The following is a 22,413-nucleotide window of genomic DNA, read 5'->3' as shown; positions in this document are numbered from 1 at the left end:
AAAAAACAAGTGGCGGCACGGATTTTTTCTTTTGCTAACAAGCATCGCGCCATCCGGCTGGAATCACCGCTTCCGGCATCTTGCTCCTGGCCTGATAGCCGGTATGATGGCGAAACTCGGTCTGCCGTCTTTCAAACGGCTGCCCTAGCCGTTCCTGCACGCCAGGTTGCAAACCTGCATCGCCCCGTACTGGATCGCTGCCGTGAAGCACCTGCGCACCGGCCTCCAGGCAACCTTGCTTACTTTCCGGAAGAAGTTGCATGTCAACAGCCGCATCCTCTGCCCATCCCACCATTCGGCCCAATTCCTGGTTACGGGAATTGACCACGCTTAAACCCGCGCACTGGCGCTGGGGCGTTTCCATCCGTGCCGCCATCGGCATGGGTTTGCCCCTGGCGCTGGGCATTGTGTTCGACCAGTTGGCCGCCAGCCTCTGGATCGCCATGGGAACACTGCTGCAAGCCAGCGCCGAACGCGAAGGCCCATACAAGGCCCTGTTCTGGAAAATCGCCATTTCCGCGCCCATGGGCGCCGCCGGCTGCCTGCTGGGCTATCTGAGCGATTACTCCTGGGGGGTGGTCACTGTCACCATGGTGTGCGCCGCCTTCCTCGGCAGCATCATCAGCAGCTACAACGCCGCCCTGTCCACCGGCAGCCTGCAGGCGCTGGTCATGGGAACGGTCATGACCGGCAACGGCCATATCGGCCCGGACTTCTGGTTGCCCGCGCTGATGTTGCTGGCCGGCAATGCCTTCTATGCCCTGATGCTGGGCATAGAAGCCTTGATCTTTCGGCAACGCTCCCACCGTGCGATGCTGGCTTCCCTCACCCGCTTGCTGCGTTCGCTGTCATTGGCCAAGGCTGACGGGCAGGATACCGACGCCATCCGCCGCCAGGTAACGGACGCGCTCAGCGTGCTGTATGCGCAAATGCTGCAAAGGCGCGCCCATGCGCAGGGCCGTAATCCGCTGATCGAACACACCGCCACCTCGCTCCAGCGCTTCGATAATCTTTTCGCCTGTATCATGGCCTGCACCGACCCGGACATCCTGCGCCGTGCGGCAGAACAACTGCTCCCGATCAGCCAGGCCCTGGCCGACGGCGGCAAAGGCCCCGCCAGCCAGGTGCGCCCGCAGGACCCCATCGTGTTGCGGGCCGTGCAGGCGCTGGCCGACTCTTTCTGGAATAGCGAGCCCTCCCCCGGGGAACAGGCCGCAGGGCGGAAAACACCCGCCCATCCCCAGGCTCAGAATAGGCGGCTGCGCATCCTGCTCGACCGGCTAACCCCTGGACGCGCCACCATTTCATCCGCGCTGGCGCTTTCCTTGTGTGTCGCCATCGGTTTTTCACTGCACTGGATAGATGCCAAAAGCCATTGGTACTGGGTGCCAATGACCATTCTCATCATCATGAAGCCGGATTTCGGCTCCATTTTTGCGCGTACCGTTCTGCGCAGCATAGGCACCAGCATTGGCGTCATCATCGGCGCCTTCCTGCTGGCCGTGCTGGAACCCGGCGCGAGCTTCGTCATCATCATGGCGCTCATCGCCACCACGCTGCCGTGGGCTTCGCAGCGTTCCTATGCCATGTATGCGCTGGCGCTGACGCCGCTGGTACTGGTGCTGATCGACTTCGTCACCCCGGAAACGCATGGCATCAACTATGCCGTGCTACGGCTGGTGGATACCCTGTTGGGCGGCCTGATTGTGCTGGTATTCGGATACGCCATCTGGCCCAAACGCCATGAACGCCAGCTGGAACAAGCCTTTCGGCAAGCCCGCAAGGCAATTGCCGCCTATCTGTCTGCCAGCCTGCCCAAGCCCGGCCATACGCCCGATAGCCAGCAAACCAGTCTCTGCCGCCGCACGGCCTACGGCACGCTGGCCGATATCCGCCTGCAATTGCAGAAATCCTTGACCGAACCGCCCCCCGCCGGCCCCGAAGCCGCCGCCTGGTTCCCCTTGATCACCAGCGCCGAGCGGATCTGCGATGCCATCACCGGCTACTGCGCCAGTGCCAGCGAGCACCCGGACCCCGCGCAGCTCGCCGAACTGGAACGCCTGGCGAAACTACTGGCCTACGCCTCGCACGCCGAAGGCAGCCAGATCGAGCGCGACAGCGTCTTGGACAACTCGCCGGAGTCCGCACTGATCAGCCTGGTGCGCGGCGAAATGGCGCATATTCACAATTTCGCCGAAGCTGCCCCCGAACCTGTTCATACCAGCGCCTGAAGCCGTCTCCGGCGTCCTGTCAGAGCACGGACGCCGGCTGCCTGCCTTCCCGGATAGAACGCAGAATGGCATTGAGCATGATGCCGTACAGAGGCACGAACATCAGCAGGCTGACCGCCAGCTTGATGACGTAATCCACGAACGCGATCTCCACCCAATGCTCGGCCATGAAGGGATTGCTGCTGCGCCAGAAGGCGATAGAGAAGAACGCAACCGTATCCAGCGCCTGCCCGACAATGCCGGACGCCGCCGGCGCGACCCACCAGGGCACATCACTTTGGCGAATCCGGTCAAAAACCTGGATATCCAGCAATTGCCCCAGCACATAAGCGGCAAAACTCGCCAGCGCGATACGGAACACGAAGCTGTTGAATTCCCCCAATGCGCCGATGCCACTGAACACGCCATCATGGAAGAGGACGGACACGACATACGATGCCACCAGCGCCGGCAGCATGGTGCGGGCAATGACGCGGCGCGCGGCATGTTTACCGATGAGCCGTACCGTCAGGTCGGTGGCCAGGAAAATGAAGGGAAAACTGAAGGCGCCCCAGGTGCTGTGAAAACCGAACAAGGAGATGGGCAGCTGCACCAGATAATTGCTGGCAATGATCACCAGCACATGAAAGGCGACAAGCAACAGCAGGGGAATGGAGACCTGTTCGCGCAAATCATTGCGCAGGCCAATCGCAGAACGCGTGGTCATGAAGAACCTTTTTGATGAATGGGGTAAGGGAACCCATTGAAGAAACTGCGGCGTGCGCCGCACTGAGCGGAGCATTCTACTGGTTTTCCGAAGACGCCGCATCCCGCAGTTCCTGATTCCTTGCCCTCGGGATTTGCAATTGGACGCGCCGCGCTTCCCGTAGCATAGTGATAGGCATTACGCCATCCTTCTTCCGTCAGCCATGACCGCCAGTCCTTCTCCTGCCAATGGCAGCGCCGCCCCTTCGCCTGCAGCGCCGCGACATCATGCCCTCATCGCCACTATTACCGTCTGCGCCCTGCTGGGCGGCTGGCTGGCCAACGGCCCGCTGCCGCTGGAGCAGGCCATGGCGCTGGCGCTGGCCATTTTCAGTATCGGGCTATGGGCCACAGCAGCCCTGCCGGAATACCTGACGGCCCTGTGCTTTTTCCTGCTGGCCATGCTGTTGCATGTCGCGTCGCCTGCCGTCATTTTTTCCGGCTTCAACTCCTCGACCTTCTGGCTGCTGTTCAGCGGCCTCATCACGGGCGCAGCCGTACGCCACACCGCCCTGGACCAGCGCTGGGCCAACTCGCTGGCAGCACGGATGAGCCAGCGCTATGCCAGCGTCGTCGGCACGATCATTGCCTTCAGCGTCGCGCTCAGTTTCGTGCTGCCATCGTCCATCGGACGCGCCGTACTGCTGATTCCCATCGTTACCTCCCTGGCCGGCCGCCTTGGTTATGAACCAAGCTCCCAGGGGCGCACCGGGATGCTGCTGGCGACAGCGCTGGGCACGCATATTCCCGCCTTCACCATTCTGCCGGCCAACGTCCCCAACATGCTGATGGCCGGTACCGCCGAAACCCTGTACGGCTACATGCCCACCTACACGCAGTACCTGATGCTGCACTTCCCGGTGCTCGGTTTGCTCAAGGCCCTGGTCCTGGCCAGCCTGATTCTCTGGCTGTTTCCGGCCGGCCCCGCACATGCGGACGGACTGGCCCGCGTGCCGCGCACACCGCCGACGCCACTGCAACGGCGCCTGATGATAACGCTGGGGCTGTGCCTGGTCTTTTGGATGACGGATGCGCTGCACCATATCGCGCCAGCATGGATCAGCCTGGCCGCGGGCATCTATTTTCTCTGGCCTGGCTCCGGCCTGACCAGCAAGCGCTGTATCAACGAAGAAATCAACATCGGCTCCTTGCTGTTCATCGGCGGCGTCATGGGGCTGGGCGCCATTGTGGCCGCCACCGGCCTGGGGGGAACGCTGGTCGATGCCGCCAGCACCCATATCGGCCTGGCGGAAGGCGCCCCCTGGCAGAAAGTCGCCATGCTGGGCGGCATCGGTACGCTGGTAGCGCTGTTCACCACCCTGCCCGGCGTTCCCGCCATCATGACGCCGCTGGCCGAATCCCTGTCGCAAACCACCGGCCTGCCTCTGGCAACCGTCTTGATGAGCCAGGTGCTGGCCTTCTCCAATGTCATCCTGCCCTATCAGTCGCCGCCCCTGCTGGTCGCCATCCAGCTGGGTAAAATCGACCTGCGTGCCGCCACCCGGCTCTGTCTGGCCCTGGCCGCCGTCACCCTGCTGATACTGACACCGTTGGATTTGTTGTGGTGGCACCTGCTGGGCTGGATCTAGCATGCGCTCCGAAAGCGCGCCCGCGCCCCACCTCCCCCCTGTCTTTGCAATTACGGCGCCATGGACATCTATCAATTGCGCACCCTGCTAACGGTTGCCCGGGCAGGCAGCATCACCCGGGCGGCCGAACAGTTGTTCCTCAGCCAGCCCGCTGTCAGCGCGCACATCAAGTCGCTGGAAGACGAGCTGGAGCTGGCGCTGTTCGAACGGACGCCGCGCGGCATGAGCCTGACCCCGGCGGGGGTGCAGCTGTACGCCCGTGCGGAACAGCTGATGGCGCTGCACCACGATATGCTGGACGAAGCGCGCCGCTTGCGTGGCACGCTCAGCGGCACTTTGCGGCTGGGGCTGCCCAGCGCTGCCGGCGGTACCTTGCTCGGCGCGCTGCTGGGCGCGCTGGCCTCCCGCTACCCGGATATTGACATCGACCTGCACTATGCAAGCTCCGTCGAGATCCTGCAACGCCTGCGCAGCGGTGCGCTGGACGCCGGCATACTGGCTGACGCCGGAGTGGATGACAGGGCACTGGCGCGCATCGAGCTGTACCGCTTCGGCATCTTCCTGGCTGCCGCCCCCGGCCTTGTCAGCCAGGCCGATACGCCAGACTGGCAGCAGCTGGCCGCCTTGCCGTGGGTCTGTCCTGGCCCGAGCACCTGCTGCGGCCTGGCGGCAGAGCAGGTATTCCGGACATATGGCTTCCGGCCTGGCCGCCTCTTCAACGCCGACCATGAAAGCACGACGCGCGCGCTGGTCGCCGGCGGCATTGGCCTGGGTTTCCTGCACGAAACCACTGCCCGCGCAGCGCAGGCAGCGGGAGAAGTCGAGCTGATCGGCCGTCAGGCGCAACACCAGGCCAGCATGGTGTTCGCCTGGCAAGTGCAGCGTTCAGGCGACCCCTTGCTGGCCGCAGCCATCGACACCGTGCGCGAGCTGCAGGCCAGCGGCGCCCTGATGCCGCCCTGATGCCGCCCTGATGCCTCCCTGATGCCCCCTTAATCCCGCCCCGATAATCCCGGCAGCGACGCCCGGCCCGGTTATACCCCAGGCAGTCACTCTCCCCTCAGTAACACCCGGCTTTCAAGTAGCATGGTGCTCCGCTGCCATGCGCCTGACCGCGCCAGGATCGACACCATGCATATATCCTCCGCCATTCCCCTGCTGCGTATTTTTTCCGAAGACAAGGCACGTGAGTTCTATCTCGATTACCTGGGATTCAGGATCGACTGGGAACACCGTTTCCATCCAAGCATGCCCTTGTACCTGCAGATCCGCCGTGACGACCTCGTCCTGCACCTGACGGAACATCATGGCGACACCACGCCCGGCACCACGCTGTTCATCCCGCTGCACGGCATCGAGATACTGCATGCGGAACTGGCGGCCAAACCCTACCGCTACGCCCGCCCCGGCGTGGAGACCGTGGACTGGGGTCGAGAACTGACCGTTACCGACCCGTTTGGCAACAGGCTGCGCTTCTGCGAGCAGGCGCACGGCTGATCGCTCCGGCGCCGGCGTCACAGCCTGCGGTCAACAACGGCCGATCCAGGCATGCCCGGGATGCTGCAGCATCAGCGCTTGCTTCAGCCAGGCCCGCTCCCCGGCCGTCATGGCTGGCAGGACCCGCTCGAAATCCTGCTCGTCTTTGGGCCGTTGATACTTGGCCTTGAACAGCAAGACCCCCGCAGGCCGCAGATACGGAATGCCCGTGGCACTGACAGCCACCATATCGCGGCGCGGCCGGGTCAGGCCCGGATCACGCTTGTAGGCCCAAGTTCCTGGCGTGCCGGGTTCTACCATCATGTCGGCCCGCCAGCACCCGGCCGCATCCTCAAGACACCAAATCTGGAAAATATCCGCTGCAGGCGCCTCTGCCGGCGCCAGCGCAGCCACCTGCCCGTCTCCTGCCGCATAGAACGACAGGCCTGCCAGCGCCTGCCGGAATCTGGCAATATCCTCGCGCAGCACCGTGAATTCCAGATCATCATGTTCGCGTGTCTGGCGGCCGTGCCAAAGATCCAGCGCCCAGCCGCCCACCACGCACCAGGGCCTGTCAATCCGGTGCAGGCGCCGCGCCAACTCATCCGGCTGCCAGCACAGCCAGGGCAGCGCATCCAGCGCTGCTGTCGAAACGTCCATTACTTTTCCTTGCGCCGCACCCACCGGGCAAAACCGGCATGAAGCCTGCGGCGTGGCATCCGCTATCTGGGCGATTGATCCGCCGCCACATCAGCGCAGGCGCGCCAGCGCTTCGTCCAGACGTTCCACCGGCCAGATTTCCAAACCCTCGATGGCCTGTTTGGGTGCATTGGCCTTGGGGATCAGGGCAATGCTGAAACCCAGCTTGGCCGCTTCGCGCAAACGTTCCTGCCCGCGCGGCGCTGGCCGGATTTCACCGGCCAGGCCGACTTCGCCAAAGGCGATCAGCCCTTCCGGCAAAGGCCGGTCGCGCAAGGAAGAAATGATCGCCAAGAGCACAGGCAGATCCGCTGCGGGTTCGGTAATGCGCACACCACCGACGGCGTTGACGAACACATCCTGATCATGGGCAGCGATGCCGGCATGGCGGTGCAACACGGCCAGCAACATGGCCAGGCGATTGCCTTCCAGGCCCACGCTCAGACGGCGTGGGCTGGGTGCATGCGACGCATCGACCAGGGCCTGGATTTCCACCAGCAGCGGCCGCGTCCCCTCCTGGGTGGCCATCACGCAAGACCCGGCAACCTGCCGGGCATGCTGTGACAGGAACAGCGCCGAAGGATTGGCCACCCCGCGCAGGCCGCGGTCGGTCATGGCGAACACGCCCAGTTCATTGACTGCGCCGAAACGGTTCTTGAAGGCTCGGACCAAGCGGTACGACGAGTGCGTATCCCCTTCGAAATACAGCACGGTATCAACAATATGTTCCAGCACACGGGGGCCGGCCAGAGCGCCGTCCTTGGTCACGTGGCCGATCATGACCACCGGCACGCCGGTCTGCTTGGCCTGCCGGGTCAACTGTGCCGCGCACTCCCGCACCTGCGACACCGACCCAGGCGCTGCGCTCAATTCAGGCGAATACACCGTCTGGATCGAGTCGATCACAGCCACGGCCGGTTTTTTTTCATTGAGCGCCTGCTGAATGGCATCCAGCCGAATTTCCGCCAGCAAGTCCACGCCTGCGCCGCTCAAGCCCAGACGCCGCGCCCGCAAGGCCACCTGATCGGCGGATTCTTCACCTGTGACATACAACACGCGCTCACTCTGCGCCATGGCGGCCAAAGCCTGCAGCAGCAGCGTGGATTTGCCGATACCGGGGTCTCCCCCGATCAGCACCACTGCGCCCGCCACCAGCCCGCCCCCCAAAACCCGGTCGAACTCGGGCAGGCCGGTCGGCAGGCGCGGCAACTCGCGCGCCTCGATCTCGTCCAGGCTGCGGATCGGCGCCGTACCGGCCAGGGAAGCATAACGATGGCCGCCGGCAGGTTCGGCCACCGATTCCACCAAGGTATTCCAGGCATTGCAATGCGGACATTGCCCTTGCCACTTGGGCGTACTGCCGCCACATTCCGAACACTGAAAAACCGTTTTCTGGCGGCCAGCCGATTTACTTGCCATGATGATTCCGAAATCCCTTACAGCATGGGCCGGCGCAGACCGGCCCCCCCATCAACGGCGATGACCTGCCCTGTCATGAATGCGCTTTCACGCTGCAACAGAAAGGCGACCACCCCGGCCACCTCTTCTGCCGCCCCCAGCCGCCCCAGGGGCAATTGCGCCAGCGCCTGCTTTTCCGCGTCCGATCCCAGCGGATGACGCTCACGGAAATCTTCCGTTTCCACCGGCCCGGCCAGCACGGCGTTGACGGTCACGCCCGCATCCGCCAGTTCCAGCGCCCAGGCGCGCGTACACGCCGCCAGCGCGGCACTGGCCACCGCATAGGCAGTCGTTTCCGACGCCTGCCCCCACCAGCCGTGATGGCACACGTTCACGATACGTCCGGTACGGCGCACGCGCATGTTCTCCTGCAAGGCCTGGGTCACCTGCAAGGCCGTCCGGACGTTGCGGTCGAACACATCGTAAAGATCGGTCAGGGACACCTCGCCCAGCGGCGCCGGTACGTTCAGGCCGGTGCTGTTGACGATGGCATCTATCGGATACTTTTCCCGGATCGCCCGCAGCATATCGGCCATCCGGCCAGCATCATGGGGCGGACACTGGTACAGGATGCCGGGAAACTCGATGGGCTCTTCCTCGCCAGCCACGCCGACGACATGACAGCCGCGATCAGCCAGCAGCCGCGAGATGGCCCAGCCCACTCCGGAACACGCGTCCGTTACCAGTACACACAGCCCTTTCATCCCACTACTCCTTTATGTGCCGTCTTTTCTTATATGCCGTCTTGCCTGCAAGCTGCCAGCTTCTTCCCGGCACACCGTGCCGGGCTAGCCTTCCACGACTTGCGGCACCCGCGCTGCGAGCGCGCAAATCAGTTCATAACCCAGCGTATTGCCAGCAGCCGCCACCGCATCCACCGACGGCCCACCTTCTCCCCAGAGCACGACAGGGGCGCCCACTCCGGCATGCGGCACCGGCGTCAAATCCACCGCCAGCATATCCATCGACACCCGGCCCAGCACGCGCGCCGGGACGCCTGCGACCGTGACAGGCGTGCCAGTCGCGGCAATACGCGGATAGCCATCCGCATAGCCACAGGCCACCACGCCAATGCGCATGGGCTGCTCGGCACGGAACAGCGCACTGTAACCAACTTCATCGCCCGGCATCAAATCGCGCACGGCAATCAGCCGGGCCATCAAGGTCATGGCCGGACGCAAGCCCAGCTCCGCTGCCGACTGATCGGCAAACGGCGAGGAACCATACAGGCAGATGCCTGGCCGCACCCAATGCTGAAAACCGTCCGGGCGCGTAGCCAACGCAGGATAACGCAAAGCGGCTGCCGAATTACAGACGCTCACCGGGCCATCGTAAGCACCTGTCACCTGATCGAACACCTGCATCTGGGACGCCACGCCTGCCGCGCCATCGGCCTGGGCAAAATGCGTCATGCGCCCGACCGAAGCAATCCTGCCCTGCAGGCGCAGCTGTTGCGCCTGCTGCCAGGCAGCGGCATATTGCACCGGCGAGAACCCCAACCGGTTCATGCCGGAATTCAATTTGATGAACACATTCACCGGCGCAGGCAGGGGCGTATGCGCCAGCATGGCCAACTGCTCCGAATGATGCACGGCCGCGCTGATGCCATGCCGCGCCAGCACCGCCAGATCGCCGGGCTCGAAAAAGCCTTCCAGCAACAGCAAGGGGCCTTGCCAGCCGGCTGCCCGGCATCGCAGCGCCTCTTCGATATCCAGCATCGCCAGCCCATCTGCCTGCGCAAACCCCTGGACGGCGCGTTCGATGCCATGGCCATAGGCGTTGGCCTTGATCACCGCCCAGATGGAAGGCATGCGCCCACCTGTGGCGGCAACCGATCGCTGCAGACCCTGGCGCACGACGCCCAGGTTGTGGGCCATGGCGGAGATGGAGATTTTTGCTGAAATGGGGCGAGGCATGATGACGGCACGAAACAGGAAATGCCACCGGCGGCACGAACGCCGGCAGGCAGTGGAAGACTGGCGTATGAGGAGGCAATAGGATACTGCTGCCCCGTGCCGGAAGAAACCGCCGCCATGCAAAATCCGGCGCCCCGCCGGAATCAGGCCTTCAGAATCCGCGCATGATGGTCAATATGGCCGTCAATGAAGCTGGAAATGAAATAGTAGCCATGGTCATAACCTGCCCGCCGGTTCAACACCAGCGCTTGTCCCGCCGCCGCGCAGGCCTGCTCGAACAGGTGCGGATGCAATTGCTCCTGCAGGAAACCATCGTCCAGGCCCTGGTCAATCAGGATACCTTCAGGAAACACACAGCGGCCCGCCTTGCGCATCAGCTCGCTCGCATCGTATTGCGCCCAGGCGGCCCGGTCATCCCCCAGGTAGCCGCCCAATGCCTTGTGCCCCCAAGGACACTGGGACGGTGCAGCGATGGGTGCAAAGGCAGACACCGAACGGAACACATCCGGGTTGCGCAAGGCCAGCACCAGGGCGCCATGCCCTCCCATCGAATGCCCGAAAATACCGGTACGCGCCGGGTCGCCCTGGAACTCGCGCTGCACCAGCGGCACCAGTTCCTTCACGATATAGCTGTCCATGCGGTAATGCTCGCGCCAGGGCGCCTGCGTCGCATCCAGATAGAACCCCGCGCCAGTACCGAAATCCCAGCTGTCATCCTCTCCGGGAACGCCTGCCCCCCTGGGGCTGGTGTCCGGCGTCACCAGGATCATGCCTGCCTGCGCCGCCAGGCGCTGCGCGCCCGCCTTGATCATGAAGGTTTCTTCCGTGCAGGTCAGTCCTGCCAGGAAAAACAGAACCGGTCGCCTGGCCTGTGCATCGTGCGTGCCTGCCTCGGGTGGCAAATAGACGGAAAAACGCATGGGCAGGCCGATTTCCGCCGATAGGTGGCGGTAATAGCGCTGACTGCCCTCAAACGCACGATGCTGCGACAGCAATTCCAGCTCAGACATGTCTTCCTCCGGTATTCATCTTCGGCGGGATAGTACCGCAGATGGCGGCCCGATCCGCGATCCGCCAGCGCCGGCATCAGCCCAGGATCTGGCCGAGCCATTACAATAGCGCGCTGCCGCGCCTTCCTTCCGTTTCTGTGCTTGCCCATGGCTGTCGGACACTACGAAAACTTCCCCGTTGCTTCCCTGCTGCTGCCACGCCGCCTGCGCCCGGCCGTGCAAGCGATCTATCGCTATGCGCGCAGCGCCGACGACATTGCCGACGAAGGCAATGCCTCCGATGCCGAGCGGCTGGCGGCCTTGCGCGCCTATGCCCAGGCCTTGCACGCCTGTGAAAAGGGCCAGGAACAGCAGTTGCCGCCAGCGCTTGCACCCATCTTTCAACCGCTGGCCCAGGCCATGCGCGAACATGCGCTGCCCTGGCAAGCCTGCCATGACCTGCTCTCCGCGTTCAGGCAGGACGTCAGCACGACGCGCTATGCAGACGCAGCCAGCCTGCTGGATTACTGCCGCCGTTCCGCCGACCCCGTCGGCCGGCTGATGCTGGGCCTCTATCGCCATACCGGCAATCGCCAGAGCCTGAGCCAGGCCGACGCCATCTGTACCGGCCTGCAACTGGCCAACTTCTGTCAAGATGTGGGCATAGATTGGCAACGTGGCCGGCTCTACATCCCGCTGGATGAGCTGGGCGCATATGGCCTGTCGGCCGAGCAACTGCCCGACTGCCGCACCCTGCCTGCCTGGCAGGCGCTGATGGCGGCGCAGACGGCCAGGGCACGCAGCCTGCTGCAGGCGGGCCGGCCCCTGCCGCGGCAACTGGGCGGCCGCATCGGCTGGGAGCTGCGGCTGGTGATTCAAGGCGGACTCCGTATACTTGAACGTGTGGATGCCGTGCGCGGCAATGTTTTCGACCATCGTCCCGTTCTGGGCACCCGCGACTGGGCGCTCATGTTCTGGCGTACTCTTGCATCATGACACCCGACGAATACTGCCAGGACAAAGCCGCACGCAGCGGCTCCAGCTTCTACTATGCCTTCCTGTTCCTGCCCCCGGAACGCCGTCGCGCCATCATTGCGCTCTATGCGCTGTGCCGCGAACTGGATGATGTCGTTGACGAAGTCAGCGACCCCAGCCTGGCCCGGGTCAAGCTGGGCTGGTGGCGCACCCAGGTCGCGGCCATGTATCAAGACCGCCCCGAACACCCCGTCACGCGGGCGCTGCAGCCGCACCTGCAAGCCTATGGCATCGACCAGGCCCGCCTGGAGGCCATCATCGACGGCATGGAAATGGATCTGGATCAGAACCGCTATCTGGACTGGCCCGGCCTGCGCAAATACTGTTGGCACGCGGCCGGCGTTGTCGGCGAGCTCTCCGCCGGCATCTTTGGCTATCACGACCCCGCCACGCTGGTCTATGCAGAAAAACTCGGCCTGGCCTTCCAGCTCACCAATATCCTGCGGGATGTGGGCGACGATGCCAGACGCGGCCGCATCTACTTACCGGTCAACGATTTGCAGCAGCACGGCGTGCGCGCCGCCGACATCCTCAACGGCAACGAAACCGAGGCATTCCGGCAGCTGATGCGCTTCGAGGCCGAGCGGACACGCCAGCTCTATCGCGAAGCCGTGCAGGCGCTGCCGGAAGCCGACCGGCGGGCGCAGCGCCCTGGCCTGCTGATGGCTGCCATCTACTACGCGCTGCTGGAAGAACTGGAACGGGACAACTGGCAGGTCCTGCACCAGCGCATCTCTCTGACACCGTTGCGCAAGCTCTGGCTGGCCTGGAGCACCTGGGTCAACGGCGGCAAGCGCCTGGTTCGCCGGCTGGGCCAGCCGGCGGCATGAAAGTCGCTGTCATCGGCGGCGGCTGGGCAGGACTGACAGCCGCCCTGGCCCTGCGCGATGCCGGCCTCGCCCGCGTGACGGTTTTCGAAGCCGGCCAAGGTCCTGGCGGCCGGGCTCGCCGTATTGAACATCCCGGCTTTCCTGCCGGGCTCGATAACGGCCAGCATATTCTGCTGGGCGCCTACCATGACACCCAGGCACTGATCACCAGGCTGCGCCGCGACGCCCCGGAACGCCCCCTGGTGCGCTACCCCTTGCACCTGGAAAGCCTGGACGGCAGCTTCAAGCTCCGCGCCCCCCCACACCTGCCGGCACCGCTGCACATGCTGCTGGCCCTGGCGGGTGCAAGAGGCCTGAGCCTGGCTGCGCGCTGGCAAGCCGTCCGCCTGATGCTGACGCTGCAACGGTGGCGCTGGCAAGTGCCTGCGGACTGGAGCGTCGAACAATTGCTGAAGCGCCTGCGCCAGGGCCCGGCGCTGCGCCAGCGGCTTTGGCACCCGTTATGCCTGGCTGCCATGAATACGCCGGTTCATGCGGCCAGCGCTGCGCTCTTTGTCCGCGTGCTGCGCGACGGGCTGGCCGGATCCCGCCAGGCGAGCGACCTATTGTTTCCTGCCTGCGACCTCGGCGCACTCTGGCCCGACGCCGCCGTTCAGCAGCTGGATTGGCGTCCCGGCGTCCCGATCCGGAACATTCATGCGCTGGCATCCGGCTGGCGGATCGGCCCGGACATGCCGGCAGGCTCCGCTACGGCCACGCCGGAGGATGACACCTACGACGCCGTGATCCTGGCCGTACCGCCACCGCAGGCCGCACGCCTGCTGCAGGGCCTGCCAGACGCCCCCGGCGCCGGCGCGCTGCTGCAGGCCCTGCATGCTTTTGAATTCGAAGCCATCGCCACACTCAACCTGCGCCTGGCCGCCGCCTGGCGCCTGCCGTTCCCCATGATGCAACTCGATGATCAGCACGGGCTTCAGCCCGGCCACTGGATCTTCGACCGCGCCATGCTTACCGGGCGCAGCGAATGCGGGGAAATCAGCATCGTCGGCAGCGTCGCCGGGCCCTATCTGGCACGCGGCCGCGACGCGCTGGCGCAAGCCATGGATGCCCAGTGGCGCGCCCAATGGCAAGCACGCACAGCACGCGCCGTGACGCAGCCCCCGCCACCCGACACCTGCGCCCGGGCCTTGATCGTGGAAAAACGCGCGACCTTTGCCGCACGCCCCGGCCTGTTCCGCCCTGGTGCCACCAGCCCCTGGCCCCGCCTGTATCTGGCGGGCGACTGGACCGACACCGGCTACCCCGGCGTACTGGAAGGCGCCGTACGCAGCGGCCAGGAAGCCGCCAGGCGACTGCTGGGCAATCGCTGATTTCCTGCGGACGACAGACAGTCCTCGGCCAGCGGTCCTGCCATCCAGCTGGACGATGGGACGATTGGCCAGCCGCCAACCGGCAGGTTTGCCGACACGACATGATATTTCACGCGGCCTATCAATGAAAAACCCCTGAAAGCCCGTGGCCTCCAGGGGTTGCTCATGCCCTTGCGCCGTCGATTACAGCTGGGCGCGGGCCATCAGGTACTGGCGTACGGCCTGGGCATCATTTTCCAGGACATCCACACGCTGCGGGCGACTTTCCAGATCCGCCAATGCGGGCGGCAGCGGAGCGCGACGGCCCAGGGCCTCCTCCAGCGTTTCCGAGAACTTGGCCGGCAGCGCCGTTTCCAGCACCAGCATGGGCACACCCGGCTCTACGTATTGACGGGCGACATGCAGACCGTCCGCCGTGTGCGGATCAATCATCAGGCCATCGGCGGCAAACACGCTGCGGATGGTCGCCAGGCGATCGCCATGCGAGCTGGCCCCCGCCACGAATCCGTATTCGCTTTCAAAGCGCGGCAGCTCGGCCGACAGATCGAACTGGCCGGTCGCAGCCAGTTCGCGCCAGAGATCCGCCACGCGCGCGCCGTCACGCCCCACCAGATCAAAGATGAAGCGCTCGAAATTCGAGGCGCGCGAGATATCCATCGACGGGCTGGAAGTCTTGTAGGTATGTACGGAATCGCGCGGACGATAGATACCGGTGCGGAAAAACTCTTCCAGCACGTTGTTCTCATTGGTGGCCACCACCAGGCGCCGCACCGGCAAGCCCATGCTGCGCGCAATATGGCCGGACAGTACATTACCGAAGTTGCCCGACGGCACGGCAAACGAGACCTGCTGGCCGGGGCCGCTCGTGGCCTTGAGCCAACCGTGGAAGTAATACACGACCTGGGCAGCGATGCGTGCCCAGTTGATCGAGTTGACGGCCCCCAGGCGGTATTTGGACTTGAATTCCAGGTCGCCGGCCAGTGCCTTGACGATATCCTGGCAATCATCGAACACGCCCTTGAGGGCGATGTTATGGATATTGGCATCCTGCAGCGAGAACATCTGCGCGCGCTGGAATGCGCTCATGCGGCCATGCGGCGACAGCATGAACACCTGCACGCCACGCTTGCCGCGCAGTGCATACTCCGCCGCCGAACCGGTATCACCCGATGTCGCGCCCAGAATATTGAGCGTGGTTCCGCGTTGGGTCAGGACATATTCGAATACCTGGCCCAGGAACTGCATCGCCATGTCCTTGAAGGCCAGCGTCGGCCCTTCGGACAAGCCCAGGAGCGAAATGCCATCGCCCAGCGGACGCAGCGGCACGACTTCGTCGTCTGCGAACACGCCCGGCGCGTACGCAGCGTGAACCAGGCGTTCCAGGTCTGCGGCCGGAATGTCGTCGGCGAACAGGCTCAGCACCTTGACGGCCAGCGCCGGGTAGGAGAGGCCGCGCCAGGATTCCAGCGTCTCGGCGTCCAGGCGCGGGAGCTGTTCGGGAATGGCCAGGCCGCCATCGGGCGCCAGGCCTTCAAGCAGGATGTCGGAAAAGCTTTGCGGCGCCATGCCGCCACGGGTAGAGATGTATTTCATTTCAGATTTTCCAGGCGCAGACGGGTCACGCGGGAATGCACGAAGGGCAGTTGCTCGATGCTGGCAATGGCTGCATCCACATTGCGCTCCACGGCTTCATGCGTCAGGAAGATGATGGTCGCGCCATCTTCGGCGGGCTCCTGGATCATGGATCCGATGGAAATGCCGGCACGCGACAGGATACCGGCGATATCCGCCAGCACACCCGGTTGATCCTGCACTTTGAGCCGCAGGTAGTATGCCGTCTGGACTTCGCTGATGGGCAGGATGGGCAGATCGGACAGCGCATCGGGCTGGAACGCCAGGTGCGGCACGCGATTGTGGGGGTCGGCAGTATGCAGGCGGGTCACATCGACCAGATCAGCGATCACGGCGGATGCGGTCGGCTCGGCGCCGGCCCCTTGTCCGTAATACAGGGTGGCGCCAACGGCATCCCCCCAGACCAGCACGGCATTCATCGCCCCTTCGACATTGGCCAGCAGGCGCTGCGCCGGCACCAGCGCCGGATGCACGCGCAATTCGATGCCGTCAGCACGACGGCGCGTCACACCCAGCAATTTGATGCGGTAGCCCAGGCGCTCGGCATGAACGATGTCTTCCTGCTCCAGCTGGCTGATCCCTTCGATATGCGCCTTATCGAACTGTACCGGCACGCCAAACGCCAGCGATGCAAGCAGCGTCAGCTTGTGCGCGGCATCCACGCCTTCGACGTCGAAGGTCGGGTCAGCTTCGGCATAGCCCAGGCGCTGCGCCTCGGCCAGGACAGCGGCGAAGGGCAAGCCCTTGCTGCGCATTTCCGACAGAATGAAGTTGGTGGTGCCGTTGATGATGCCGGCCAACCAGCCGATGCGGTTGGCCGTCAGGCCTTCGCGAATCGCTTTGATGATGGGAATGCCGCCGGCCACCGCAGCTTCGAAAGTCACCATGACGCCACGCTTGGAGGCGGCGGCAAAGATTTCATTGCCATGCACCGCCAGCAAAGCCTTGTTGGCCGTCACGACATGCTTGCCTTGCGCAATGGCTTCCAGCACCAGCTCGCGCGTCAGCGTGGAGCCGCCTATCAGCTCGACCACGATGTCGATGGCCGGATCGCGCACGACGGCATACGGGTCGGCCGTGACCGTCACATCGTCATCGACCCGGGCACGCGCCTTGGCCACATCGCGCACGGCAATGGCAGCCACTTCAATACAGCGCCCGGCACGGCGCGAGATCTCCTCGCCATTGCGACGCAGGACATCCCATACGCCGCCACCCACCACTCCCAGGCCCAGCAGGCCAACTTTTATTGGTTTCATCTCAACAGACCATCCTTGCGAAACATTTCCTTGATACCGCGTACGGCCTGGCGGATACGCTGCTCGCTTCCAGGATGCGCACTGACATCAAAACCTTGGGCACCACGAGGGCCACCCGCCCCCTCCCCGCCTTGCCGGCGCCCGGTTGGCCGGCCGCCGCACCCACTGAACCCAGCCTCTTCCAGTCAGGCTGCCATGGGCCGGATCACAACCAGGCAGGCCGACGACCAGGCGTTCCCTGGAATCCGGCGGGAACGGCGCATGGACACGGAAGTTAGCGGCAAAATCGGGAAAGAAACCGGATGACGGATTTTACGATGCCGCGCATGCCGAATCCATTAATCTAGCGCATGGACGCCTGCGCGGCAAATGAACCCGCCGCGTTCCGGCCCGCCAGGGCACAAACCCGGGCCGTAGTGTCGCGGCCCGGCATCATAGTCTGATACAGACCGGCCTCCAACATCCCTTTTCATCATGCTAGGCTTGCTGCCATGGACAAAATACCGCACCGCCGCCGACTTCTCGCCCAAGCCGCTGCGCTTGGCCTGGTATCGCTGTTGCCTGCCAGCGTTTTCGCTGCCGCGCCCAGCACCGGAACCCAGCCTGCGGGCAAACCGCAGCTGCGCCCGGGCGACTTTTACTGGCACCCGGAAATCGCACCGGCCGGCCCGCTGATCGTCCTGGTCAGCCTGGATGAACAACGCCTGTATGTCTATCGCAATGGCATTGCCATTGCAGCCTCTACCATCAGTTCAGGCAAGGAAGGACACGAAACCCCCACGGGCGTTTTCACAATCCTGCAGAAATCCAAGGATCACCGCTCCAATCTCTACAACAATGCGCCCATGCCTTACATGCAGCGCCTGACCTGGGATGGCATCGCCCTGCATGGCGGCTCCCTGCCCGGCTACCCCGCATCGCATGGCTGCGTCCGCCTGCCGCAGAAATTCGCGCAAAAACTCTTCGCCGAAACGCGGCGCGGCGATACCGTCGTGGTCAGCGATGCCAAGGTGAACCCGGCTGCCGTCGCCTTTCCCGCCTTGCTGGCGCCCGTCGCCAGCGACCCGACACAGTTGCCAGCCGCCCTGGTTGCCAGTTTTGAAAGCGGGGAGTTCTGGGATCCCGGCCTCGCACCGGAAGACGGCCCGGTCAGCATTCTGGCCAGTCTGGCGGAACAGCGCGTCTATGTCCTGCGCGATGGCATCGTCATTGGCGCTGCGCCACTGGTCGCCTCGCCGGAAGCTCGTTTCGACGGCACGCTGCTGCTGGTCATGGGCGATGAAATGCTCGATGAACCCAGCCCGCTGGATCCGCAACTCCCGCGCCACCACTGGACCAGCTACGCCCTGCTGGGCAATCCGCCGGAATTGAGCACGCTGGAGGATGGCATCAAGGCCCCGCCTGAATTCATGCACCAGCTCTATGGCGTGCTGAAGCCCGGCACCACCATTCTGGTGACCAGCCTACCTGCCATCCGCCCGGAACCGATGGCGCCCGGCGCTGCACCTGCTGCCCGTATCCTGGAATCGGATTACTGACGGCCCACGCACCGCGACACGTCACCTGCCCCAGGCCTGCCCAAGGCTGGCCTGGGGCGCAGATTCAGGCCAGCCAGCGCACCCGGCCGCCCACCAGCGCCGACTGGCTCAGCCATTGGCGGTCAGGATAGAAACTGAACAGAAAAGCATTGTCAGCCAAGGTATTGATCAAGGGCCGCGCCACTTCGTTGCGCACTGCCGGGCACCCCCAGCTGCGGCCCAGGCGGCCCTGAGCCCGGATGATGTTCTGGCTGACATACGGCGCCCCATGAATGACGATGGCGCGCGCGAAAGCCTGATCATTGAAGCCGGGTTCCAGGCCATGCAGGCGCAGGGAATATCCGTTCCTGCCAGTATAGGTGGCGCCCGCCTGGAACGCGCCCAGGCTGGACATATGGCTTTCATGGATATTGGAGAAATGCTCGGCCATGTTGTCGCCCGTCTTGCGGCCATGGGCCACCCACTCCTCGAACAGCAAGGCCTTGCTTTCCAGATCGAAGATCCACAAGCGTTTCTGCGTCGATGGCAGGCTGAAATCTATGACGGCCAAGGATCGCGGCGCCACCTTCAACATGGACTCACGGCGCGCATTCTCCAGCGCCTGCACGGCCAACACCAAAGCCTGGCTCGACAGGCCCGGCGCCTGTGCCGATAGCGCAGCGGCCATCAGCCTGGCATCGGCACTGGCGCTGACACCCGCCAGACGCGACAGCGCGGCTTCTTCACCGCGCCGCGCGGCCCAGGCCGGCAGCGCCAATGCCCCCAACATGCCCGCCATGCCACGTAATGCGGCCCGGCGGCCCTTACCATTGAATATAGGCTGATTCATCGGAACCTGCGCCAAGCAAAAACAAAAACACCGTGCCAAGCGGCCATGCAGGCAGCAAGCACACCCTCGCGTGATCAGGCCCTGCAAGGGCCCGCAGACCAGCGGCAAAGCCAGCCATCATGGCCAGCCATCAGGTTCTGCCCACTGCACCCGGCTACCCCCATGAGGCCAGCCAGACCGCCAGGAACCCTGAACGACCGCAATCCATCAAACGAGTGTACTGCAAGGGACGGACGATAAATCCCCTACTTCCATCAGGGATGTCACGCCGCCGGACTTTTTACATTTTCGCGTGGCCGGCGCCTGAATTGCGCCGGGGTTGAACCTGGGTTGCGCCAGAGTTGCCCCCCCCGGGACATGAACCCTGCCTCGGTCGCTGCCCCGGCCTTTATCCCGGCGCCTGGCGGGACTCAGCTTGCCTGGCTCACCAGCAAGGCCACCCCGGCCACAATCAGCACGATACCGACCGTCTCGCGCCGGGTGGGGGTCTGCGCGAAGAAGCTGCGCGAAATCATCTGCGCGAACAGCACTTCGATCAAACCCAGGGTTCGCACATTGGCGGCGCTGGTCAAGGCAAATGCCAGAAACCAGCACTGCGACGCGGATGCCCCCAGAAAACCGCCAGGAATGGACGGCAGCCATGCCCGAGCGCAGGCCACCAGCAGCTTGCGGTCAAACAGCAGCATCCAGGCCATCAGCAGCAATACCTGGATGCCGAGTGACCAAACCAGGGCCCAGGTGGAATCCAGGACAAAGGAACCCGAGCCGATCTGCAGAATGGCGCCTCGAAAGAAAACGACCGAGATGGCAAACATGGACCCCGAAAACAGGCCCAGGAAAATCGGCCGCCAGGAACCGCCGCCCGCCATGGCACCCGCCGAGATCCGCGACATCAGCACCACGCCGACCGATGCCAGCAAAATGGCGCCCATGCCCAGCCAGGACATCGGATCGCCCAGCACCGCCATGCCGAACAAGGCGACCTGAATAGGTTCGGTCTTGATCCAGGCCGTCACCGTGACGAAAGAACGCTCTTTCATGGCTGCCAGCATCAGCGCCGTCGCGGCAATCTGCGTGATGGCGCCCGCCAGGATGTAGCCCAGAAACGCCGTGTTCACACCCGGCGCGGGATGCCCTTCCCAGGCCAGCACGACTGCCAGGAACAATAGCGCAAAAGGAAAACCGAACAGAAAACGCACCTGCGTGGCCCCCAGCGTGCCCAGGGTGCCGGTCAGGCTGCGTTGCGCCGCATTCCGGCCAGCCTGAAAGGCGGCAGCAGCGATCGTGGCGGGAATCCAGAGCCAGGCGAGTTCCATATGCAAAGACAAGAAAAAAATGCAGGTCAGAAAGAAGAGCGGCCCAGGCGAAAAACCGCCAAAAAAACCGCCAAAAAACCGTCGTAAAAACGGTGGGAAAACTGCCCATGGCAGCCCAGACCAGCCATGGCCGCCCAGGCGCAGCAGATGATGGCCGTCAGATAAGCGGCAGAAACCATCAACGCTGGCTCAATGCGAGGCCATCCGGGCGCCGGAGCGCCGCAAAGGCCACCGGGATGCGGGCCGCCGGAGTGTGCGAAACGAGAATCAACGCGATGGGATGATACGCCCATGCCCGGACAGCTCCACCCCGACATGACACAATGTGTACAAACCGCTGGGCTCGCCGCTGCGCCCGGCCATGATCCCGGCGGGACCGCCAGACCCTCTTTGCTGCGCACGGATTGCCGAACCCGGGCTCGGGTTTGCGCTATTATCAGAACAAGAATGACACCGGGCGCTGTACCGCTGGGCCACCTTCCTTTCCCCGGCCTGGCGACGCCCTCTACGGAGTCCTTGCTTGAAACTGCATTCCGATCCCGCCACTTCCCTCAACACGGTCACGGCCTACGGCGATGACTACATAGAAATCAACCAGGTGCGCTACACCCATGCGGTTGTTTTCGGCCCCGAAGGCGAAATTGGCCACTGGCCGGTTTCGCGTCCGGAAGAGATTGCCGCTCCTCATCTGCGCCAGGCCGCCAGGCTGGAAGACCCGGCCGCCAACCCCCTCGCCTTTCTCGATGAGCCGGAACAAGATGCCGTCCCCCGGCGCTCGCCGTATTCCCCCGAAGTGCTGTTGATCGGCACCGGCATGCGCCAGCGCCTGCTCGCGCATGCCTTGCTGCTGCCGCTGCTGCGCGCCGGCGTCGGCGTAGAAGTCATGGGCACCCAGGCGGCCGCACGCACCTACAATATTTTGATGGCAGAAGGCCGGCGCGTTGTCGTCGCGCTGCTTCCTACCGGAGACCAGCAAGCATGAGCCAGATCCAGATCGGTCATCCCGTTCCGTCTTTTGTCGCGGAAAGCACCATCGGCCCCATCAGCCTCGCTGAATGCGCGGGCCGCGCCGTGGTGCTGTATTTCTACCCCAAAGACAATACGCCAGGCTGTACCACGGAAAGCTGCGACTTCCGCAACGACTATGCCGCCTTCATCAAGGCCGGCTGCCTGGTATTTGGCGTCTCGCGCGACAGCCTGCGCTCGCACGAAAACTTTGCCGGCAAGCACGAACTGCCCTTTCCACTGATTTCCGATCCTGACGAGACCCTGTGCAACCTGTTCGGCGTCATCAAGATGAAGAACATGTACGGCCGCCAGGTACGCGGTATTGAACGCAGCACCTTCCTGATCGACGCCACCGGCAAGCTTGTGCAGGCCTGGCGCGGCGTCAAGGTCCCCGGACATATCCATGAAGTTCTCCAGGCAGCGCAAAGCATAGGCTGAGCCTGCTGCCGACCGGGCCTGCGCCATGCCGTCAGCACCGTACCGCCGGTACCCTG

At 64.1% G+C, this 22,413-nt stretch carries 20 protein-coding genes; 10 read left to right on the top strand and 10 right to left on the bottom strand.

Annotation, left to right across the window (positions count from 1 at the left end; all coding sequences use genetic code 11):
- The first annotated feature begins 260 nt into the window (after positions 1-260).
- A complete protein-coding gene (locus tag ACNA1V_RS00575) occupies positions 261-2,231 on the top strand; it encodes an FUSC family protein (RefSeq protein WP_415831624.1) in 1,971 nt (656 codons plus the stop codon).
- Positions 2,232-2,250: 19 nt separating this feature from the next.
- Here the strand turns inward: ACNA1V_RS00575 and ACNA1V_RS00570 are convergent, their stop codons facing one another.
- Entirely contained in the window at positions 2,251-2,937 is a 687-nt protein-coding gene (locus ACNA1V_RS00570) for a 7-cyano-7-deazaguanine/7-aminomethyl-7-deazaguanine transporter (RefSeq protein ID WP_415831623.1), read from the bottom strand.
- Positions 2,938-3,139: 202 nt separating this feature from the next.
- Between ACNA1V_RS00570 and ACNA1V_RS00565 the strand changes: the two genes are divergently transcribed.
- From ACNA1V_RS00565 to ACNA1V_RS00555, 3 genes are all read left to right on the top strand, one after another.
- Positions 3,140-4,564 carry an SLC13 family permease gene (locus tag ACNA1V_RS00565; protein ID WP_415831622.1) on the top strand — a complete coding sequence of 475 codons (1,425 nt, stop codon included), beginning with the start codon at positions 3,140-3,142 and terminating at the stop codon, positions 4,562-4,564.
- Positions 4,565-4,624: 60 nt separating this feature from the next.
- Positions 4,625-5,527: a LysR family transcriptional regulator gene (locus ACNA1V_RS00560; protein ID WP_415831621.1), complete on the top strand. Its 903-nt coding sequence runs from the start codon at positions 4,625-4,627 to the stop codon at positions 5,525-5,527.
- Between the two features lie 168 nt (positions 5,528-5,695).
- A complete protein-coding gene (locus ACNA1V_RS00555) occupies positions 5,696-6,061 on the top strand; it encodes a glyoxalase superfamily protein (RefSeq protein ID WP_415831620.1) in 366 nt (121 codons plus the stop codon).
- A 30-nt stretch (positions 6,062-6,091) separates the two neighbouring features.
- Here ACNA1V_RS00555 and ACNA1V_RS00550 read toward each other — a convergent pair whose 3' ends face one another.
- The 5 genes from ACNA1V_RS00550 to fghA form a co-directional block, all read right to left on the bottom strand.
- Positions 6,092-6,700 (bottom strand): nucleotidyltransferase domain-containing protein, encoded by a 609-nt coding sequence (locus ACNA1V_RS00550; protein ID WP_415831619.1) that lies wholly within the window; start codon positions 6,698-6,700, stop codon positions 6,092-6,094.
- Between the two features lie 90 nt (positions 6,701-6,790).
- Positions 6,791-8,158: a DNA repair protein RadA gene (gene radA, locus ACNA1V_RS00545; RefSeq protein ID WP_415831618.1), complete on the bottom strand. Its 1,368-nt coding sequence runs from the start codon at positions 8,156-8,158 to the stop codon at positions 6,791-6,793.
- 17 nt (positions 8,159-8,175) lie between these two features.
- Entirely contained in the window at positions 8,176-8,901 is a 726-nt protein-coding gene (locus ACNA1V_RS00540) for an SDR family oxidoreductase (RefSeq protein ID WP_415831617.1), read from the bottom strand.
- An 84-nt stretch (positions 8,902-8,985) separates the two neighbouring features.
- On the bottom strand, positions 8,986-10,113 hold the full coding sequence (gene alr, locus ACNA1V_RS00535) for an alanine racemase (protein WP_415831616.1): 1,128 nt from the start codon (positions 10,111-10,113) through the stop codon (positions 8,986-8,988).
- A gap of 143 nt (positions 10,114-10,256) precedes the next feature.
- Entirely contained in the window at positions 10,257-11,123 is an 867-nt protein-coding gene (gene fghA, locus ACNA1V_RS00530; RefSeq protein ID WP_415831615.1) for an S-formylglutathione hydrolase, read from the bottom strand.
- Positions 11,124-11,270: 147 nt separating this feature from the next.
- Here fghA and hpnC point away from each other — a divergent pair, with 147 nt between their 5' ends.
- From hpnC to hpnE, 3 genes are read left to right on the top strand one after another with little or no spacing between them, the layout of a single operon-like run.
- Positions 11,271-12,098: a squalene synthase HpnC gene (hpnC, locus tag ACNA1V_RS00525; RefSeq protein ID WP_415831613.1), complete on the top strand. Its 828-nt coding sequence runs from the start codon at positions 11,271-11,273 to the stop codon at positions 12,096-12,098.
- The gene (gene hpnD / locus ACNA1V_RS00520; RefSeq protein WP_415831611.1) at positions 12,095-12,967 is read left to right on the top strand and encodes a presqualene diphosphate synthase HpnD; all 873 of its coding nucleotides are present in this window, start codon (positions 12,095-12,097) and stop codon (positions 12,965-12,967) included. Before hpnC ends, hpnD begins: the two co-directional genes overlap by 4 nt.
- Positions 12,964-14,337, top strand: a complete 1,374-nt coding sequence (hpnE, locus tag ACNA1V_RS00515; protein WP_415831610.1) for a hydroxysqualene dehydroxylase HpnE — start codon at positions 12,964-12,966, stop codon at positions 14,335-14,337. The genes hpnD and hpnE overlap by 4 nt, the downstream gene beginning before the upstream one ends.
- Before the next feature lie 183 nt (positions 14,338-14,520).
- Here the strand turns inward: hpnE and thrC are convergent, their stop codons facing one another.
- Together thrC and ACNA1V_RS00505 are read right to left on the bottom strand one after the other, a co-directional pair.
- Positions 14,521-15,930: a threonine synthase gene (gene thrC, locus ACNA1V_RS00510; protein ID WP_415831609.1), complete on the bottom strand. Its 1,410-nt coding sequence runs from the start codon at positions 15,928-15,930 to the stop codon at positions 14,521-14,523.
- Positions 15,927-17,228, bottom strand: coding sequence for a homoserine dehydrogenase (locus ACNA1V_RS00505; RefSeq protein ID WP_415831608.1), 1,302 nt, complete (start codon positions 17,226-17,228; stop codon positions 15,927-15,929). Before ACNA1V_RS00505 ends, thrC begins: the two co-directional genes overlap by 4 nt.
- Positions 17,229-17,719: 491 nt before the next feature.
- Here ACNA1V_RS00505 and ACNA1V_RS00500 point away from each other — a divergent pair, with 491 nt between their 5' ends.
- A complete protein-coding gene (locus ACNA1V_RS00500; protein ID WP_415831607.1) occupies positions 17,720-18,766 on the top strand; it encodes a L,D-transpeptidase in 1,047 nt (348 codons plus the stop codon).
- Between the two features lie 64 nt (positions 18,767-18,830).
- Here the strand turns inward: ACNA1V_RS00500 and ACNA1V_RS00495 are convergent, their stop codons facing one another.
- Together ACNA1V_RS00495 and ACNA1V_RS00490 are read right to left on the bottom strand one after the other, a co-directional pair.
- Complete coding sequence (locus ACNA1V_RS00495) at positions 18,831-19,595, bottom strand: murein L,D-transpeptidase catalytic domain family protein (protein WP_415831606.1); 765 nt, start codon at positions 19,593-19,595, stop codon at positions 18,831-18,833.
- A gap of 410 nt (positions 19,596-20,005) precedes the next feature.
- On the bottom strand, positions 20,006-20,923 hold the full coding sequence (locus tag ACNA1V_RS00490) for an EamA family transporter (protein ID WP_415831605.1): 918 nt from the start codon (positions 20,921-20,923) through the stop codon (positions 20,006-20,008).
- A 508-nt stretch (positions 20,924-21,431) separates the two neighbouring features.
- On the opposite strand from ACNA1V_RS00490, the gene ACNA1V_RS00485 reads away from it, so the two are divergent.
- Positions 21,432-21,893, top strand: a complete 462-nt coding sequence (locus ACNA1V_RS00485) for an Mth938-like domain-containing protein (protein ID WP_415831604.1) — start codon at positions 21,432-21,434, stop codon at positions 21,891-21,893.
- Positions 21,890-22,357: a peroxiredoxin gene (locus tag ACNA1V_RS00480; protein ID WP_415831603.1), complete on the top strand. Its 468-nt coding sequence runs from the start codon at positions 21,890-21,892 to the stop codon at positions 22,355-22,357. The genes ACNA1V_RS00485 and ACNA1V_RS00480 overlap by 4 nt, the downstream gene beginning before the upstream one ends.
- The last annotated feature ends 56 nt before the right edge of the window (positions 22,358-22,413 follow it).

The organism is Kerstersia similis (genome assembly GCF_965139615.1).
GTDB classification, from domain to species: Bacteria; Pseudomonadota; Gammaproteobacteria; order Burkholderiales; family Burkholderiaceae_B; genus Kerstersia; species Kerstersia similis.
The sequence above is the reverse complement of the archived record's forward strand: the minus strand, read 5'-3'. Positions and strand labels throughout refer to the sequence as shown.

Bases quoted from the DNA above. Each gene is read 5' to 3' on its own strand.
- ACNA1V_RS00495 (WP_415831606.1), bottom strand. From the start codon at position 19,595: ATGAATCAGCCTATATTCAATGGTAAGGGCCGCCGGGCCGCATTACGT.
- radA (WP_415831618.1), bottom strand. From the start codon at position 8,158: ATGGCAAGTAAATCGGCTGGCCGCCAGAAAACGGTTTTTCAGTGTTCG.
- hpnC (WP_415831613.1), top strand. From the start codon at position 11,271: ATGGCTGTCGGACACTACGAAAACTTCCCCGTTGCTTCCCTGCTGCTG.
- ACNA1V_RS00565 (WP_415831622.1), top strand. From the start codon at position 3,140: ATGACCGCCAGTCCTTCTCCTGCCAATGGCAGCGCCGCCCCTTCGCCT.
- ACNA1V_RS00480 (WP_415831603.1), top strand. From the start codon at position 21,890: ATGAGCCAGATCCAGATCGGTCATCCCGTTCCGTCTTTTGTCGCGGAA.
- hpnD (WP_415831611.1), top strand. From the start codon at position 12,095: ATGACACCCGACGAATACTGCCAGGACAAAGCCGCACGCAGCGGCTCC.
- fghA (WP_415831615.1), bottom strand. From the start codon at position 11,123: ATGTCTGAGCTGGAATTGCTGTCGCAGCATCGTGCGTTTGAGGGCAGT.
- ACNA1V_RS00570 (WP_415831623.1), bottom strand. From the start codon at position 2,937: ATGACCACGCGTTCTGCGATTGGCCTGCGCAATGATTTGCGCGAACAG.
- ACNA1V_RS00505 (WP_415831608.1), bottom strand. From the start codon at position 17,228: ATGAAACCAATAAAAGTTGGCCTGCTGGGCCTGGGAGTGGTGGGTGGC.
- thrC (WP_415831609.1), bottom strand. From the start codon at position 15,930: ATGAAATACATCTCTACCCGTGGCGGCATGGCGCCGCAAAGCTTTTCC.
- ACNA1V_RS00540 (WP_415831617.1), bottom strand. From the start codon at position 8,901: ATGAAAGGGCTGTGTGTACTGGTAACGGACGCGTGTTCCGGAGTGGGC.
- ACNA1V_RS00550 (WP_415831619.1), bottom strand. From the start codon at position 6,700: ATGGACGTTTCGACAGCAGCGCTGGATGCGCTGCCCTGGCTGTGCTGG.
- ACNA1V_RS00555 (WP_415831620.1), top strand. From the start codon at position 5,696: ATGCATATATCCTCCGCCATTCCCCTGCTGCGTATTTTTTCCGAAGAC.
- ACNA1V_RS00560 (WP_415831621.1), top strand. From the start codon at position 4,625: ATGGACATCTATCAATTGCGCACCCTGCTAACGGTTGCCCGGGCAGGC.
- ACNA1V_RS00500 (WP_415831607.1), top strand. From the start codon at position 17,720: ATGGACAAAATACCGCACCGCCGCCGACTTCTCGCCCAAGCCGCTGCG.
- ACNA1V_RS00575 (WP_415831624.1), top strand. From the start codon at position 261: ATGTCAACAGCCGCATCCTCTGCCCATCCCACCATTCGGCCCAATTCC.
- alr (WP_415831616.1), bottom strand. From the start codon at position 10,113: ATGCCTCGCCCCATTTCAGCAAAAATCTCCATCTCCGCCATGGCCCAC.
- hpnE (WP_415831610.1), top strand. From the start codon at position 12,964: ATGAAAGTCGCTGTCATCGGCGGCGGCTGGGCAGGACTGACAGCCGCC.